14 protein-coding genes and 1 riboswitch are annotated in these 15,780 nt (G+C 68.1%); of the genes, 9 read left to right on the top strand and 5 right to left on the bottom strand.

Annotation, left to right across the window (positions count from 1 at the left end):
- Positions 1–97: 97 nt before the first annotated feature.
- Entirely contained in the window at positions 98–814 is a 717-nt protein-coding gene (locus GGD82_RS00595) for a Crp/Fnr family transcriptional regulator (protein WP_150060693.1), read from the top strand.
- A gap of 33 nt (positions 815–847) precedes the next feature.
- Here the strand turns inward: GGD82_RS00595 and GGD82_RS00590 are convergent, their stop codons facing one another.
- Positions 848–1,930 (bottom strand): 5-(carboxyamino)imidazole ribonucleotide synthase, encoded by a 1,083-nt coding sequence (locus GGD82_RS00590; RefSeq protein ID WP_150060694.1) that lies wholly within the window; start codon positions 1,928–1,930, stop codon positions 848–850.
- On the bottom strand, positions 1,927–2,460 hold the full coding sequence (gene purE / locus GGD82_RS00585; RefSeq protein WP_150060695.1) for a 5-(carboxyamino)imidazole ribonucleotide mutase: 534 nt from the start codon (positions 2,458–2,460) through the stop codon (positions 1,927–1,929). The genes GGD82_RS00590 and purE overlap by 4 nt, the downstream gene beginning before the upstream one ends.
- A 256-nt stretch (positions 2,461–2,716) precedes the next feature.
- Between purE and ndk the strand changes: the two genes are divergently transcribed.
- A complete protein-coding gene (gene ndk / locus GGD82_RS00580) occupies positions 2,717–3,139 on the top strand; it encodes a nucleoside-diphosphate kinase (protein WP_150060696.1) in 423 nt (140 codons plus the stop codon).
- 421 nt (positions 3,140–3,560) lie between these two features.
- Positions 3,561–4,022 (top strand): NifB/NifX family molybdenum-iron cluster-binding protein, encoded by a 462-nt coding sequence (locus GGD82_RS00575; protein WP_150060697.1) that lies wholly within the window; start codon positions 3,561–3,563, stop codon positions 4,020–4,022.
- A 49-nt stretch (positions 4,023–4,071) separates the two neighbouring features.
- Here GGD82_RS00575 and GGD82_RS00570 read toward each other — a convergent pair whose 3' ends face one another.
- Together GGD82_RS00570 and GGD82_RS00565 are read right to left on the bottom strand one after the other, a co-directional pair.
- Positions 4,072–4,221 carry a hypothetical protein gene (locus tag GGD82_RS00570; RefSeq protein WP_170284122.1) on the bottom strand — a complete coding sequence of 50 codons (150 nt, stop codon included), beginning with the start codon at positions 4,219–4,221 and terminating at the stop codon, positions 4,072–4,074.
- Positions 4,222–4,502: 281 nt separating this feature from the next.
- A complete protein-coding gene (locus GGD82_RS00565; protein ID WP_170284123.1) occupies positions 4,503–5,552 on the bottom strand; it encodes a DUF2336 domain-containing protein in 1,050 nt (349 codons plus the stop codon).
- A 731-nt stretch (positions 5,553–6,283) separates the two neighbouring features.
- Positions 6,284–6,413, top strand: a riboswitch (guanidine-I (ykkC/yxkD leader).
- Between the two features lie 94 nt (positions 6,414–6,507).
- On the opposite strand from GGD82_RS00565, the gene GGD82_RS00560 reads away from it, so the two are divergent.
- From GGD82_RS00560 to uca, 6 genes are all read left to right on the top strand, one after another.
- Positions 6,508–7,596 carry a putative urea ABC transporter substrate-binding protein gene (locus GGD82_RS00560; RefSeq protein ID WP_150060699.1) on the top strand — a complete coding sequence of 363 codons (1,089 nt, stop codon included), beginning with the start codon at positions 6,508–6,510 and terminating at the stop codon, positions 7,594–7,596.
- Positions 7,597–7,697: 101 nt separating this feature from the next.
- Entirely contained in the window at positions 7,698–8,522 is an 825-nt protein-coding gene (locus tag GGD82_RS00555; protein ID WP_150060700.1) for an ABC transporter permease, read from the top strand.
- The gene (locus GGD82_RS00550; protein WP_211364673.1) at positions 8,519–9,397 is read left to right on the top strand and encodes an ABC transporter ATP-binding protein; all 879 of its coding nucleotides are present in this window, start codon (positions 8,519–8,521) and stop codon (positions 9,395–9,397) included. The genes GGD82_RS00555 and GGD82_RS00550 overlap by 4 nt, the downstream gene beginning before the upstream one ends.
- The gene (locus tag GGD82_RS00545; RefSeq protein WP_150060701.1) at positions 9,394–10,152 is read left to right on the top strand and encodes an urea amidolyase associated protein UAAP1; all 759 of its coding nucleotides are present in this window, start codon (positions 9,394–9,396) and stop codon (positions 10,150–10,152) included. Before GGD82_RS00550 ends, GGD82_RS00545 begins: the two co-directional genes overlap by 4 nt.
- A 17-nt stretch (positions 10,153–10,169) precedes the next feature.
- Positions 10,170–10,808 (top strand): urea amidolyase associated protein UAAP2, encoded by a 639-nt coding sequence (locus GGD82_RS00540; protein ID WP_150060702.1) that lies wholly within the window; start codon positions 10,170–10,172, stop codon positions 10,806–10,808.
- 3 nt (positions 10,809–10,811) lie between these two features.
- Complete coding sequence (gene uca, locus GGD82_RS00535; protein WP_150060703.1) at positions 10,812–14,423, top strand: urea carboxylase; 3,612 nt, start codon at positions 10,812–10,814, stop codon at positions 14,421–14,423.
- A 137-nt stretch (positions 14,424–14,560) separates the two neighbouring features.
- Here uca and GGD82_RS00530 read toward each other — a convergent pair whose 3' ends face one another.
- On the bottom strand, positions 14,561–15,778 hold the full coding sequence (locus GGD82_RS00530; RefSeq protein WP_211364674.1) for a M24 family metallopeptidase: 1,218 nt from the start codon (positions 15,776–15,778) through the stop codon (positions 14,561–14,563).
- Positions 15,779–15,780: the final 2 nt, after the last annotated feature.

The following is a 15,780-nucleotide window of genomic DNA, read 5'->3' as shown; positions in this document are numbered from 1 at the left end:
AACGTCATAGGGCCAGGCCGCTTTTGAATCGCGCTAAATCTGTATACAATTGTCGGAGATTTGCGATGACACGGGTCCAGCGACCGGAGCGATTCTCATGTATTCGATCACCGACCCGCTTGCCACGTTTCCCCTGTTCGCGAGCTTAAGCAGCACGGACCGGATCGAGCTTGCCCAGAGGTTCACGCGGCGGCGATTTAACGCACATCGTTTGATCTGCGATCGAAATTCCAAGGACAGCGACGTCTGGTTCCTGCTGGAAGGGCGCGTAAGCATCTCGAATTTCGCGCGAAATGGACGCGAAATCGCCATTGCGGAGTTCGGACCCGGCGATTTCTTCGGAGAAATTGCCGCCATTGATGGCAAGCCGCGATCCGCCTCCGTGACGGCCCGAACGGACTGCGTGGTGCTCGTGCTGACCGCGGACCGCTTCCACACGATGGTTGTGGACTATCCGGAACTCGGCTGGCACATCATGCAGCGACTCTCCACGCTCATTCGAGCCACGAACGAGCGCCTGCAAAGCGTGTCGACGCAGAGTGTAACCCAGCGTGTTTGTCAGGAAATATTAAACCTTTGCGTGCCAAGCCCAGTGGCGCGGGACCACCATATCGTCCACCCGGTGCCCACCCAGGCCGATCTGGGCACCAAGATCGGGGCCAGCCGCGAAACGGTGGCCCGGGTTCTTCTGGATCTCGCCGGGGATGGCATTGTGATGCGCAAGGGCCGGACGCTGACCATCCCGGATCGCGATAATTTACAGGCGATGGTCGACGGCATGCGCCCTGTGCGCGAGGGGGCCAAGGTCGCCTGACGCGCTAACCCGCCCCCGGTGCTACGGGGGGCGCTACGGGGTGTCAAACGGCTCGAGCCAGGTCACATGACCCATCTTGCGGCCGGCCCGCGCCGCGCGCTTGCCGTAGAGGTGCAGGTGCGCCGTCGGATCGGCCAGGATCGCCTCCCATGAGGACGCGGCGTCGCCGATCAGGTTTTTCATGCGGGCGCGGCGCCCGATCAGGTCCGTGGCCCCCAGCGGCAGACCACACACCGCGCGGATGAACTGCTCGAATTGATCCGTCACCGCCCCGTCGAGGCTCCAATGGCCGGAGTTGTGCGGGCGCGGCGCCATTTCATTGGCGAGCAGACGGCCATCGCGCGTCACGAACAGCTCCACGGCGAGGAGACCGACCAGATCAAGGGCCTCGGCCGCGCGCCGCGCCAGATCCCGTGCCGCCGCCCGCACCGGCTCCGGCAGGGGCGCAGGGACCGTGGTCGTGTCGAGGATGTGGTTCACATGCTCGTTCTGGACCGCGTCGAACGTCGCCACCGCGCCATCCGGCCCGCGCGCGACGATCACCGACGCCTCCATGTCGAAATCGACGAACCCTTCCAGAATCGCCGCGTCGGCGCCCAGCGAGTCCCAGACGGCGCCGCAGTCAGCGCCGGCCTCCAGGCGGACCTGGCCCTTGCCGTCGTAGCCGAGCCGCGTGGTCTTCAGGACGGCCGGCGTGCCAAGATCGTCCAGCGCGACGCGTAGGTCGTCGGGTCCCAGCACCGGCCGCCATGGCGCCGTTTCGATCCCCACCCGGTTGAGGAATGTCTTTTCGAGGATCCGGTCCTGCGCCGTCTCCAGCACGGTCCAGGACGGCCGCACCGGCCGCCGCACCGCGAGCCAGGCCACGGCCTCGGCGGGCACGTTCTCAAACTCGAATGTCACCACATCCACGGCATCGGCGAACACCTGCAACGCCTCCGGGTCGTCGTAGGGTGCGACCACGGTCTGCCGGGCGACGCGCGACGCCGGGCTGTCCGCCTCGGGCGTCAGGATCACACAGTCATAACCCAGACGCGCCGCCGCCATGGCGGCCATGCGGCCGAGTTGGCCACCGCCGATGATGCCGACCGTCGAGCCGGGTGCGATGAGCGTCATGGCGCAGGTTCGTCCTCGGGCTCCTCGGCCACGGCCTCGGTCTGGCGGGCCCGCCACGCATCAAGCGTCGCCGCAACCGCCGGGTCATGCAACGCCACGACCGCCGCCGCCAGCAAGGCCGCGTTGACCGCGCCGGACCGGCCAATCGCCAGCGTTCCCACCGGCACACCGGCAGGCATCTGCACAATGGACAGCAGACTGTCGAGCCCTTTCAGCGCCTTGCTTTCCACCGGCACGCCGAACACCGGCACCAGGGTCATGGCCGCACACATGCCCGGCAGATGCGCCGCGCCGCCGGCCCCGGCGATGATCGCCTGAAGGCCGCGCGCCCGGGCACTCTCCGCGTAGTCGTACAGCCGGCGGGGCGTGCGGTGGGCCGAGACGATGCGCGTTTCCGCCGGCACCCCGAGTGTGGCGAGCGTGTCCGCCGCATGCCGCATGGTGGTCCAGTCGGACTGACTGCCCATGATGATGCCCACCTTGGGCGGGGCCGCGCCCTTGGGGCGACTCGTATCGGGATCGTCGGTCATGCCGGCTCACGAAAGCGGGTGAAACATTCGGAAGCGGCGCACCCTAGAGCACAACGCCGGCAAAGGGAATGCCTCGTTGGGGCCGCAACGAGGCCGATGCGATGTCCGGCCCCGATGGCCCGCGGCCGGGTTGCCAAGGTTGCCAAGGACTGCCCGACGGACTATAAGGCCCGCGCGTTCGCCCCAGCGCAGCCGGGGCGCTTTTTTGTTATGTCCGCGGCTCAGGCCGACACCCCCAAGACAACAGGAACCCCCGATGGCTATCGAACGCACGCTTTCGATCATCAAGCCCGACGCGACCCGCCGGAACCTGACCGGGGCGATCAACGCCCGCTTCGAGGAGCGTGGCCTGCGCATCGTCGCCCAGCGCCGCGTCCAGCTCACCCAGGCACAGGCCGAGGGCTTCTACGCGGTCCACAAGGAGCGCTCGTTTTTCAGCTCCCTCGTCGAGTTCATGTGCTCCGGCCCGGTCGTGGTGCAGGTGCTGGAGGGTGAGAACGCCGTCGTCCTGAACCGTGAGGTCATGGGCGCGACCAACCCCGCCAATGCCGAAGCCGGCACCATCCGCAAGGACTTCGCCGAGTCCATCGAGGCGAACTCGGTGCACGGTTCGGACTCGCCCGAGAACGCGGCCAAGGAAATCGCGTACTTCTTTGCCGAGGTCGACATCGTCGGCTAGAGCAAATCCCGAGCGATCTGGAACAGGTCGCGACGACGATTTGCTCCAATATCAGCACTTTAGAGTATTTTGCGTGATTCCGATGTCGCGCAAAATGCTCTAAATCAAGACGTCGACATCGTCGGCTAACGGAATACCGCCGACATTGTCGCCGGATTTGGGCCACGGACGACGGGCGTTTCGACCCGCCCCGAGTGTCCCGTTTCAACGGGCGGAAGCCAAATGGCTTCCGCCCGTTTGCGTGCGTGGCGAAACCATAATCGACGGGGCCGCCCCCCTGCGCGCCGCGGAAAAATATGCGTGCAATTGAGAATTGTTATTCGGCGATGGCTGAGCGCGGTCTAGACCGGGGCGATGGCGGGCCGCAGGGCGCCCGGCCCCGCCAATCGGACACCGGCGCCCCGAACCGTCAGGAGCCGCCATGCGCATCGGATTCACCAGTCAGAACTTTCGCACCATCACCGGCCACGCCGGCCGCACCCGCCGCTTTCTCGTGTTCGAGCTCGCTTCGGACGGCACCGCCACGGAAGTCGAGCGCTTCGACCTGCCGACGGAAATGTCGATGCACGAATTCAAGGGGGAAGGCGCGCATCCGCTGGACACGCTTGATGTCCTCGTCACGAAGGAGTGTGGGGACGGCTTCCTCCAGCGTCTCGCTGGCCGGGGCGTTACCGTCGTGACCAGCCCCGAGGAGACCGACCCGCAGGTCATTCTGCGCGCCATCGCCGCGGGCCAGATCGACGTCCGCCGCCCCGCCACAACCTGCTGCGGCGCCCACCGTGGCCAGGGACATGGCCATGCGCACGGGCATGGTCACACCCATGCGGACGGGCACACCTGCTGCCATGATCGCGAAGCCGGCGGCACCACGTCGGCGGCCTAGAGCCGATCCCCCCACGAAACGGCGATGTCCCGGCGGTGGGCGACTGGACTCAGTCGTCCGCCGTGTCCAGATGGAACCCCTGCGGGCAGTACGGCTCTCCACTGACCCGCCAGTTCGGCTCGCGCTTGTCCGCCGTCGCGAACGGCACGAGGCTATCTTCGGCACACACACACCCGTGGGTCTGACAGAACAACTCCATGTGGTCCTGCGCCTCGCGCTCGGTCAGCCCTCCTGCGCAGGCGGATACGAAGACAACCGGAAGCGCGGCAAGGAACCGGGAACGACGGCGGCAAAACGCTGACGGCATCACGACATCTCATGCTGGGGGCGGACGGCCCGGACCAAAAGGGGTAGCGAGCATACCATATCGGCCCGACCATGCACGTCCGCCGCTGCGGACGCTCGGCCGTGCCGACGCGCCGGTCGCAGGCGCGGCCTCCCGGTCCAAGACGACCGCACCTGGGCTGAGCCCCTGTCGGGTCAGACCATACGCCGGTTCAGAGGGCCGTCAGAAGGCCGCACGGCGCCCAGGGGATCGGACTTCTGGGTCCAGTGCGCCACGACGGAGCAGGCGGTCTCACTATCGACGCGGTCATAGAAATCCCCGGCAGCCTGGGGACCATCGGCGACACCATCTTCGCTCTTGGAGCGGACCTCCGTGATGATCGCGCGGAGTTCCAGGAACTCTATTCGCGTCATGCCGAGCGCCCGGCACACGATCGCCAGGGACTCGAATGCCTCCTCAAACAGAATACGCCGCACCAAAGGCTTGCGGAGGCCCAGGCCCGCGCTGATGAGCGAGACTGCGAGTCGGACGTCGCCCCCTTCCATGGCACACAGACACAGACTTCTCAGGCGGCCCCGGTCGGACACGAGAGCTTCAGCCAAGGCATCGGCCCGGACCGAGAGGACCTCGTCGTCCGGCAACAGCGTATTTTGGGTCCGGACGGCGTCCAAGCCATCGTCGATCACCGCGGGTTGGACGTCCCAGGTCTCCAGGATAAACGTCCGCAACGCGCCCGACACCCAGGCATACAGCATCTCGGCCAAATCCGGGGTCATCTCCGGCCGCATCAAGAGCGGCTCCTGGAACTCCCGCTCCACGCGAGACCGCTCCACGAGGTAGGCCAATGTCACCTCGGCAATCTGCGCCGACTCGTTGTTCAAAAGCTCCAGGATGACCGGGGACTCACGATCGTGGGCGAGCGCCTCCGATACGGATTTGGGCAGGTTCGGGCGGCGGGCGATGGCGATACGATGCTCGATGGCCTTGTGATGAAGCAACTCGATCAGATCCATGTCGCGCAGGACCGCGCTGCGCAGAAGGATCGGATACGCCACATCAATGGGTTCGTTGGCGAGGAACCAGATCAGGTCCCGGGGACATCGGGAATTGTCGGCGAGCAAATTTACGAGGCGGTGGCGGACCGCCCCCTCAACCTTGTAGATCAGGTTGCGGAGAATGTCGGTGACCAGTCCCAGCTCCGAATCGTCGAGAGCCGCGTTCTGCCGGTCCAACAGGTCCGACATGTATGTGGCGAGGTCTTCGCGCGACTCCCGAGATCGCTGCCGGGCGAGATCGAGCAGAATGGCGGCGCTAATTCGCTCCGCTGACCTTGGATTGGCAGAGGTCTGCGGCCCATCCTCCGACCGGCCACCACCACCTATGCGCTCAGGGTCTTCCATCATGCGCGCCCCCGGCCCCGATTCAGATGTATCGAAATCCAAAAGACCATCACCACCCCCCAAAGATGGATCAGAAGGACTTGGGTAGCCCTTGAGGTGGAAAGAATCAACCTTATAGGTGATTTTAGACACATCCATACGCCAAAATATTGCAAGCACTCCATGGATTTTATCACGGATTTGATGCGCCGATTCGCACCCTCCCCCCCCTTGGCCGAGCACGCACCCGAGCCTGAAGTCTTCACGAGGCGGGAAATCGCGCGATGAATCGGCGCCAGACAGGGACTTGCGACCGCCCAAAACACGCAGCAGGACATAAGGGGGCCCCTTATGGATTACGGCCTAAAGGCTAATCCACGCACGAAGGCCAGGGGACGAAGGCACGCGCCCCGCTCTGCGCGGTATCCTCGCGGATACGTCCCCTGTCGTGACGTGCGGTCCGTCCGTCCGGACCATCCCGACCGACCCGCGCCCCTTCTGCCTATTATATACGCAAAACCGGTCCCTTAGGTTCCCCTGCATTTGTTTTCATCAAATTCCGCATTGCGTCCCGGACCGAAATTGGGCATACGGGATCCTAGAGCGGCTAGGGTTCCGGTTCGGCGTGGCGCGCACAGGCGCACAACGACGAACGGCTGGTCCGAGAGCAGCAGCCCTTGGGGTTAACAGCCCTTGGGTACACGGCGGGACAAAAGCCCGGGAGACCTTGTAGGGTTGGCCATTGGCCACCGGCAGGTTTCGCCGTGCGTGTTAAACCCACAAGGTTCGGGACAAGGCAGAACCTTGGGAGTTTGACACCATGAATCCCTTCAAGACGATCTTCGGCACCAGCGCCGTCGCGGCCGCCGCCCTCGTGGCCTTCGGCCTGACCGCCGCCGCGCCCAGCGCCCAGGCGGCCGAAAAAACCAGCTTCAAACTGGCGTGGTCCATCTATGTCGGCTGGATGCCCTGGGGGTGGGCGGCCGACAACGGCATCGTGGACAAGTGGGCCGACAAGTACGGCATCGATATCGAGGTCGTGCAGTTCAACGACTACATCGAGTCGATCAACCAGTACACCGCCGGCGCCTTCGACGGCGTCACCGCCACCCAGATGGACACGCTGGGCATTCCGTCGGTCGGCGGCGTGGACAGCACCGCCCTGCTGATCGGCGACTTCTCCAACGGCAACGACGCGCTGATCCTGAAGGACGGTGATTCGGTCGAGGACGTGCTCGGCCGAGACGTCCATCTGGTCGAGCTGTCGGTCTCGCACTACCTGCTGGCCCGGGCCTTGGCGACCCTCGGCAAGTCGGAACGCGATGTCACCGTGGTCAACACCTCCGACGCCGACATGATCGCCGCCTACCAGACCGACGACGTGACCGCCGTCGTGACCTGGAACCCCCTGGTAGCCGAGATCCTCTCCATGCCCAACGCCACCAAGGTGTTCGACTCCTCCGACATTCCGGGCGAGATCATCGACCTGACGGTAGTCAATTCAGAGACGCTGGCGGACAACCCGGCGTTCGGCAAGGCGCTGGCCGGCACCTGGTACGAGACCATGGGCATCATGATGTCCGACACCGAGGCGGGCCGCGCCGCCCGCGCCGCCATGGGCAAGGCCTCGGGGACGGATCTGGCCGGCTACGACATGCAGATCGCGAGCACCAAGATGTTCTTCGATCCGGCCGAGGCCGCCGCGTTCGGCGCCTCCGAGGACCTGAAGACGACCATGGAGTCGGTGCGGACCTTCCTGTTCGATCATGGTCTGCTGGGCGACGGCGCCCCCAGCGCCGATGTGGTGGGCATCGAATTCGCGGACGGCACGGTGATGGGCGACGAGTCCAACGTCAATCTGCGCTTCACCACCCGTTACATGGACATGGCCGCCGACGGCGCCCTGTAGGACCGGTCAAGACGGGGGCGGCCCCGCGTTCTGCGGGCGCCGCGCCCCGTTCCGGCCCCCTCCTCGCCCCTCTTGTTTCCGCCGTCCACAGGATCGCCGCCATGACCCGTCTGGTGAACAGGCACCCGGACCGTCCCACGCGCCTGCTTCTGGCCATGCTGCCGTTCGCGCTGCTGATCGCCGCCTACGCCATCGGCTCGGACATGCGGTTGGCGGAGAACCCGAACGACAAGCTGTTGCCCTCCTTCACGGCGCTGGGCGACGCCATCACGCGCATGGCCTTCACCCCGGACAAGCGCACCGGCGACTACCTTCTCTGGGTCGATACCGTGGCCAGCCTGACCCGCATCGCCGGCGGGGTGGCCATCGCCACCGTGTTCGGGCTGCTGGTCGGGGTGTCGGTGGGGCTGCTGCCCTATGCACGGGCCACGCTGGGCGGCTTTCTGTCGGCCGTCGCGATGATCCCGCCGCTGGCGATCCTGCCGATCCTGTTCATCCTGTTCGGGCTGGGGGAGCTGTCCAAGTTCGTGCTGGTGTTCGCGGGCATCGGCCCGTTCATCGCCCGCGACATCGCCATGCGCGTGGCCGAACTGCCGACCGAGCAGATCGTGAAGGCGCAGACCCTGGGGGCCTCGACGTGGCAGATCTGCACCCGGGTCGTGCTGCCGCAGATGTGGCCGCGCCTGATGGACTCGGTGCGGCTATCGCTGGGCGCGGCGTGGCTGTTCCTGATCGCGGCCGAGGCCGTCGCCTCCCAGGACGGGCTTGGGTACCGGATCTTCCTGGTGCGCCGCTATCTGGCGATGGACGTCATCCTGCCCTACGTCGCCTGGATCACGCTGCTGGCGTTTTCCTTCGACTGGCTGCTGCGCGTGCTTCAGGCCCGCCTGTTCCCCTGGTTCGCCCCGGAGGGCGCCAGCCGATGAGCCGCGTCGAAGTCCGCAACCTGTGGAAGGAATACGGCGATCAGGTGGTGCTGGAGCGCATCTCGATGGACGTCGCCCCGCATTCCTTCGTCTCGCTGGTCGGTCCGTCCGGCTGCGGCAAGTCCACCTTCCTGCGCATGCTGCTGAGCCAGGAGACGCCCACGCGGGGCACCATCCTGGTGGACGGCCAGCCGCTGGCCAATGAGCCCCAGCCCGATCGCGGCGTGGTGTTCCAGAAGTACTCGGTGTTCCCGCACCTGACAGCAGTAGAGAACGTGGCCCTGGGCCTGGAGTTCGAACGCGCCCCCGTCACCGGGCGGCTGTTCGGCCGCGCCCGGCGGGCCGCGCTGGACGAGGCCGGGGCGCTGCTCGAGGGCGTGGGCCTGGCCGCGGCGCGCGGCAAGTATCCCGCGCAGCTGTCGGGCGGCATGCAGCAGCGGCTCGCCATCGCCCAGGCGCTGGCCCGCAAGCCCCGGATCCTGCTGCTGGACGAGCCGTTCGGCGCCCTCGACCCGGGCATCCGCGCCGATATCCACGACCTGATGCTCTCGGTGTGGTGGGACACGCGCATGACCGTGTTCATGGTCAGCCACGATCTGCGCGAGGCGTTCTATCTGGGCACCCGCGTGGTGGCTTTCGACCGCCCCACCGAAAAGGACGCCGCGCGCTTCGGCGCCCGCATCACCTTTGACATCGCCCTCGATCCGGCCGCGCCCATCAAGGAGCGCCTGCGGGAGGCCGAACACGGCACCGCGACGGATGACCTGGGCGAAGAGTTGGCGGCCATGGCCGCCCAGGCCGACCGGGACGACCCGGCCCCGGCTCCATCAACGCGCCGGGACGACCCGGCCCCCCGCGACGGTGAGACCGCATGACCTCCTCATCCGCGCCCTCCTCATTCGCGACACCGCTGTACGAGGACACCCTGCCCGGCGGGGCCCACTGGTCCTTCACGGTGCGGCGGGGCATCACCCTGCGTCTGATCGACGTCGAGGGTGGCGCCAACGTCGGCATGGTGTTCTTCAACCCGGCCAACACGCTGGAGCGCTACAACGCGCCCGACACGCTGAAGGGGCAGCATACGTTCAAGCTGACCCGGGGCCACTGCCTGTACTCCGACATGGGCCGGATCTTCTGCTCCATCGTCGAGGACTCCGTCGGCTGGCACGACACCGTCGGCGGCACCCTGACCGCCGCCATGGTGGCCGACCGGTGGGGCACGCGGACCTACCAGGAGGCCCGCAACGACTGGACCCAGAACGGCCACGACAGCTTCCTGGTCGAGGCCGCCAAGTACGGCCTGACACGCCGCGATCTTCCCGCGCCGCTGAACCTGTTCTCGCGGGTGCAGGCCGACGAGGCCGGCGCCCTGACCTTCGACCCCGGCAACAGCCCCGCAGGCAGTTCCGTGGCCCTGCGGTTCGAGATGGATACGCTGGTGCTGTTCCACACCTGCCCGCACCCCATGAGCACCGCGGCGGACTACCCGCGCCGCCCCGTCACGTACCAGTTCCATCGCGCCGAGCCGGTGGCGGAAGACGACTACTGCCGCACCTTCCGGCCGGAAAACCAGCGCGGCTTCGCCAACACAGAGCTGTACACGGCCTGCGCGCCGACGGCGGGACATTGAGGCGGGAGGATCGACCCATGCTGACCGAAAGCACACGCGACACCGCCGCCGCCGTTCTGCACGAAACGGTGCCGGCCGGGGACTACTGGATGAAGGTGGTCCGCCAGGGCCAGACCCTGCGCATCCTGGACACCCACGGCAACCAAGCCGCCGATACCCTGTTCTTCAACGCCGACGACCCGGCGGAGCATTACAGCGCGGTCGACACGATCCGCGAACAGGGCAACGTCTACCTCACCACGGGCAGCGTGCTGCGCTCGGACGCGGGGCGGCCCCTGCTGACCATCGTCGCCGACACCTGCGGCCGGCACGACACCCTGGGCGGGGCCTGCGCCACGGAATCCAACACCGTGCGCTATGCCCTGGAGAAAAAGCACATGCATGCCTGCCGGGACAGTTGGCTGAAGGCGGTGCAGGAGCATCCGGAGTTCGGGCTGACCAAGCGGGATATCGCCCACAACATCAACTTCTTCATGAACGTTCCGATCACACCGGACGGGGGCCTGACCTTCGAGGACGGCATCAGCGCGCCGGGGAAATACGTGGAGATGCGCGCGGAGAGGAACGTGATCGTTCTCATCTCCAACTGCCCGCAGCTCAACAACCCCTGCAACGCCTACGACCCCACCCCCATCGACGTGCTGATCTGGGATTAAGCCGTGTTCACAACCGTTCTCGTCGCCAACCGGGGGGAGATCGCCCGCCGGATCATCCGGACTCTGTCCGCGATGGGCATCACTTCGGTGGCCGTCTATTCGGACGCCGATCGCCATACGCCGCATGTGCGGGAGGCTGACCGCGCCGTGCGGCTCGGCCCCGCGCCGGTCGCCGACAGCTATCTGAACATCGAGGCCGTGCTGGCCGCCTGTCGCGAGACCGGCGCCCAGGCGGTGCACCCCGGCTATGGCTTCCTGAGCGAGAACGTGGCGTTCGCCGAGCGTTTGGCCGCCGAGGGCATCGCCTTCATCGGCCCGCGCCCGGAGCATCTGCGCCGCTTCGGCCTGAAGCACGAGGCGCGGGCGGCGGCGGAGGCCGCCGGGGTGCCGCTGGTGCCGGGGTCGGGCCTGCTCGACAGCCTGGAGGCCGCGACGGCCGCCGCCGAGACGATCGGCTATCCGGTGATGCTGAAAAGCACCGCCGGGGGCGGCGGCATCGGCCTGCGCCTGTGCCGCGACGCCGCCCAGTTGGCGACGGAGTACGAGGTGGTGCGGCGCCTCGGCGCCAGCAACTTCGGCGACGACGGCGTGTTCCTCGAAACCTACGTGGAGACTGCGCGCCATATCGAGGTGCAGATCTTCGGCGACGGCCAGGGCGGGGTCGTGGCGCTGGGCGAGCGGGATTGCTCCCTTCAGCGGCGCAATCAGAAGGTGGTCGAGGAAACCCCGGCCCCCACCCTGCCCGACACGGTGCGCCAGGCCCTGCACGCGGCGGCGGTCGCACTGGGACAAGCGGTGGCCTATGAATCGGCCGGCACGGTGGAGTTCATCTACGACGCCGACAGCGGCCGCTTCTTCTTCCTGGAGGTCAACACGCGCCTTCAGGTCGAGCACGGCGTGACCGAGGCCGTGTACGGCGTCGATCTGGTGGCCTGGATGGTGCGGCAGGCGGCGGGCGACATGCCGCCGCTGGATACGCTGCCCCTGACACCCCACGGGGCGGCCATCGAGGTCCGCATCAACGCCGAGGACCCGGTGCGCGACTACCGGCCCGGCAGCGGCACCCTGACGCGGGTCGCCTTTCCCGAGGGTGTCCGGCTGGACGGCTGGATCGAGACCGGAACCGAGGTCACGCCGTTCTACGACAACCTCCTGGCCAAGCTGATCGTCACCGGACCGGATCGCGCCGGGGCGGTGGCCGCGTTGCGCGCGGCGCTGGCCGAGACGCGGATCGACGGCGTCGACACCAATCTGGACTACCTGCGCCAGATCGCCGCCGCGCCCTGGTTCGCGGAAGGCGCGGTCGCCACGCGGGTGCTGGCGGCGGTTCCGCCGAACGCCCGCAGCATCGAGGTTCTGGCCCCCGGCGCCCTGACCACGGTGCAGGACTGGCCCGGGCGGGTCGGCTACTGGGATGTGGGCGTTCCGCCCGGTGGCCCGATGGATGCCCGCTCCTTCCGGTTGATCAACGGCCTGCTCGGCAATCCGGAGGGCGCGCCGGGGCTGGAATGCACCCTGACCGGCCCGACCCTGCGGTTCCTCGGCGACGCGGTAATCGCCCTCGGCGGCGCCGACATGACGGCCACCCTGGACGGCGCGCCGGTTCCCGTGTGGCAGGCCGTCCCCGTCCGTTCGGGGCAAACCCTGGCCTTGGGCACCGTGAGCGGACCGGGCCAACGGACCTATCTGGCCGTGCGCGGCGGTCTGGACGTGCCGCTCTACCTGGGCAGCGCGGCCACCTTTACCCTGGGCGGGTTCGGCGGCCACGCCACTGGGGCCTTGCGCGCGGGCGACGCCCTGCGCATCCGGCATGCCCCGTCGGGCCTTGGCCCCTGCGGCGACCGTGTGCCGGCGAAGCGGCGCCCGGAGTTGACCCATGACTGGGACGTCGCCGTCCTGTACGGCCCGCACGGCGCCCCCGATTTCTTCACCGACGACGACATCGCCACGTTCTTTGACACCGCCCACGAGGTGCACTTCAACAGCGCCCGCACCGGCGTCCGGCTGATCGCACCCAAGCCCAAGTGGGCGCGGGCGGACGGTGGCGAGGCGGGCCTGCACCCCTCCAACATCCACGACAACGCCTACGCCGTCGGCACCATCGACTTCACCGGCGACATGCCGATCATCCTGGGGCCCGACGGTCCCAGCCTGGGCGGCTTCGTCTGCCCGGCCACCATCATCCAGGCCGAGTTGTGGAAGATCGGCCAGCTCAAGCCCGGCGACCGGGTGCGCTTCCACGCCGTCTCACCGGAGGAGGCCGAGACCCGGCGCCGCGCCGCCGAGGCCAGCATCGCCGGACAGCCGGCGCCGGAGCCGCCGCCGGCACCAACGGTCCAGACGTCGCGGTGCGCTCCGGACGGCGCCATCCTGGCCGAGGGCGAGAGCAACGGCACACGGGTGGTCTACCGGCGCGCCGGGGATGCCTACACCCTGGTCGAGTTCGGCCCCGACCAGCTCGACCTGACTTTGCGCTTCCAGGCCCACACCCTGATGGAGTGGCTGCAGGCGGAGCAGGTGCCGGGGGTCCTGAACCTCACGCCCGGCATCCGGTCGCTGCAGATCCACCACGACAGCGCGGCGCTGCCCACGGCGCGGCTGCTCGACACCCTGCGGCGAGCCGAGGCCGAGCTTCCGCCGGTCGACGACATCGCCGTGCCGTCCCGGACCGTCTACCTGCCGCTGAGCTGGGACGACGAAAGCACGCGGGAGGCCATCCGCAAGTATCAGTCCAGCGTTCGCCCCGACGCGCCCTGGTGCCCGTCCAACATCGAATTCATTCGCCGCATCAACGGCCTGAAGGATGAGCAGGCGGTCAAGGACATCGTCTTCGGGGCCGAATACATGGTGCTCGGCCTGGGCGACGTGTACCTGGGCGCGCCGGTGGCGACGCCGGTGGATCCCCGCCACCGGCTGGTGACCACCAAGTACAACCCGGCCCGCACCTGGACCCCCGAGAACGCCGTCGGCATCGGCGGGGCGTATCTGTGCGTCTATGGCATGGAGGGCCCCGGCGGCTATCAGTTCGTGGGCCGCACCATTCAGATGTGGAACCGCTGGCGTAGCCCGCCGCCGTTCGAACCGGGAAAGCCCTGGCTGCTGCGCTTTTTCGACCGCCTGCGGTTCTTCCCCGTGTCGGCGGCGGAGTTGGCCGAGGCCCGGGCCGCGTTCCCGCACGGTGCCTACCCGCTCCGCATTGAGGAGGACGTGTTTCGACTGGCGGACTACCGCGCCTTCGTGGACCGCAACGCCGAGGACATCGCCGCGTTTCAGGCCCACCGCGATCGCGCCTTCCAGGCGGAGCGGCAACGCTGGGCGGAGCTGGGGCTGGCCGAGGTCGTGGAGGAGGACAGCGGGGCCACCGCGTCCGCCGCCGTGCTCGACCTGCCGGACGGCGCGGTCACCGTGGACGCGCCGATCCCCGGATCGGTGTGGAAGCTGCTGGTTGGGCCGGGCGACCGGGTCGAGTCCGGGCAGGACGTGGCGATCCTGGAATCCATGAAGATGGAGATCCGCGTGCCCAGCCCCCAGGCCGGCGTCGTCCAGGAGGCCCGCGTCCAACCCGGCCACACCGTGCAGGCGGGGGAAGCCTTGCTGATTGTGACGACGGCCTGAGCCCGGCCCGCGGTGGCCCACCGCACGGACCGTGCCCCGAACGCATGGACTCCAGTGCACGCGGCGCACGGCGCCGCTTGCACGGGTGCCGGTCGGACGCTGGGCCTCGGGCGGGACCGGCCCTGCTTCCGGCGCCGTCAGCGCTCCTGAATGGTGCGCGGCAGGCTGGACAGAACCTCGGCGCCGGTCTCGGTCATGATAACCGTTTCCGACGCGCCCACCGTCCACAGGCCGGGGACGCGCAGGGTGGCGGGCAGATGGAACACCATGCCGGGCGCCAACACCTCCGACCGGCCGGTGAACAGGTCCAGGATGGCGCCCTCGCCCCAATCGGGCGCGAAGGCCAGCCCCATGGAATAGCCGATGCGCTTGCGGAAGGCGGCGGTGTAGCCCGCCTCGTCGATCACGGCCTGCGCGGCCTCGTGCGGAGCAGCGCAGGGCTGTCCGGGCCTAAGCGCTGCCAGGGCCGCGTCCAGGGCACGCAGGGCCGCGTCCATCATGCGCTGGGCGTCCGGCGGCGGCGTCCCGATCCACACCGTGCGCATCAGCGCGGCGTGGTAACGGTCGTGGCATCCCGCCAGCTCCAGGAACAGCGGATCGCCGAGCGCCAGCGGGCGGCGACGCCACGTCATGTGCGGCAGGCCACTGCGCGGGCCGGAGGACACGAGGGGCTCCATAGCCATCGCCTCCGACCCGTCCAGGACGGCGGCGGACAGCATGGCGGCGGCGACGCTGTTCTCGGTCTGCCCGGCCGAGCAGGCGGCAAGACCCGCCGTCATCGCCACCTCGGCATGGCGAGCAGCCAGCCGGACGGCGGCCTGTTCCATCGGACTCTTGATCAAGCGGAGCCCAGGGATCAGGTCCGATCCGTCCAGAAACGGGGTGCCGCGCCGGCCTTCCAGATGATCCATGAAGCGCGGCGACAGAAAGAACCCGGCGCGTTCGATGGCTACCCGCGCCACGCCGTGCCGACGCAGCAACGCAAGCAGGACTTCGGCGGGATCTTCGCCGTCCTGATAGGCCACGATGTCGGTGAGCCAAGTGTTCGCCATCGCCCCCGGCACCTCAAGCTGGCGCACCAGCAGCGTCGGGGCGCCGTCGGCGGGCAGCACCAGGGCCTGGAAGGCGAAGTAGCCGGCCGTCTGGCGACCGGAGAGCCAGAAGATGTTTTCCGGCCCGGTCACGATGAGAGCGTCGAGGCCGGCCCGCCGCATGGCGGCGCGGGCGCGGTCCTGGCGGGCCTGGAACTCCTCGGGGGGGAACACGGCCTCCCGCCCGGTGAGGGACTCCGGGGGCGTGCCGGGGCACGAAACGGGGGACGACGGGGCCACGGGGGCGGGACGATCCAGGGTCAACG

This window comes from Roseospira marina, assembly GCF_014197855.1.
GTDB lineage: Bacteria > Pseudomonadota > Alphaproteobacteria > Rhodospirillales > Rhodospirillaceae > Rhodospira > Rhodospira marina.
Note: the sequence above shows the minus strand (reverse complement) of the source record. Positions and strands in the feature narration are given on the sequence as shown.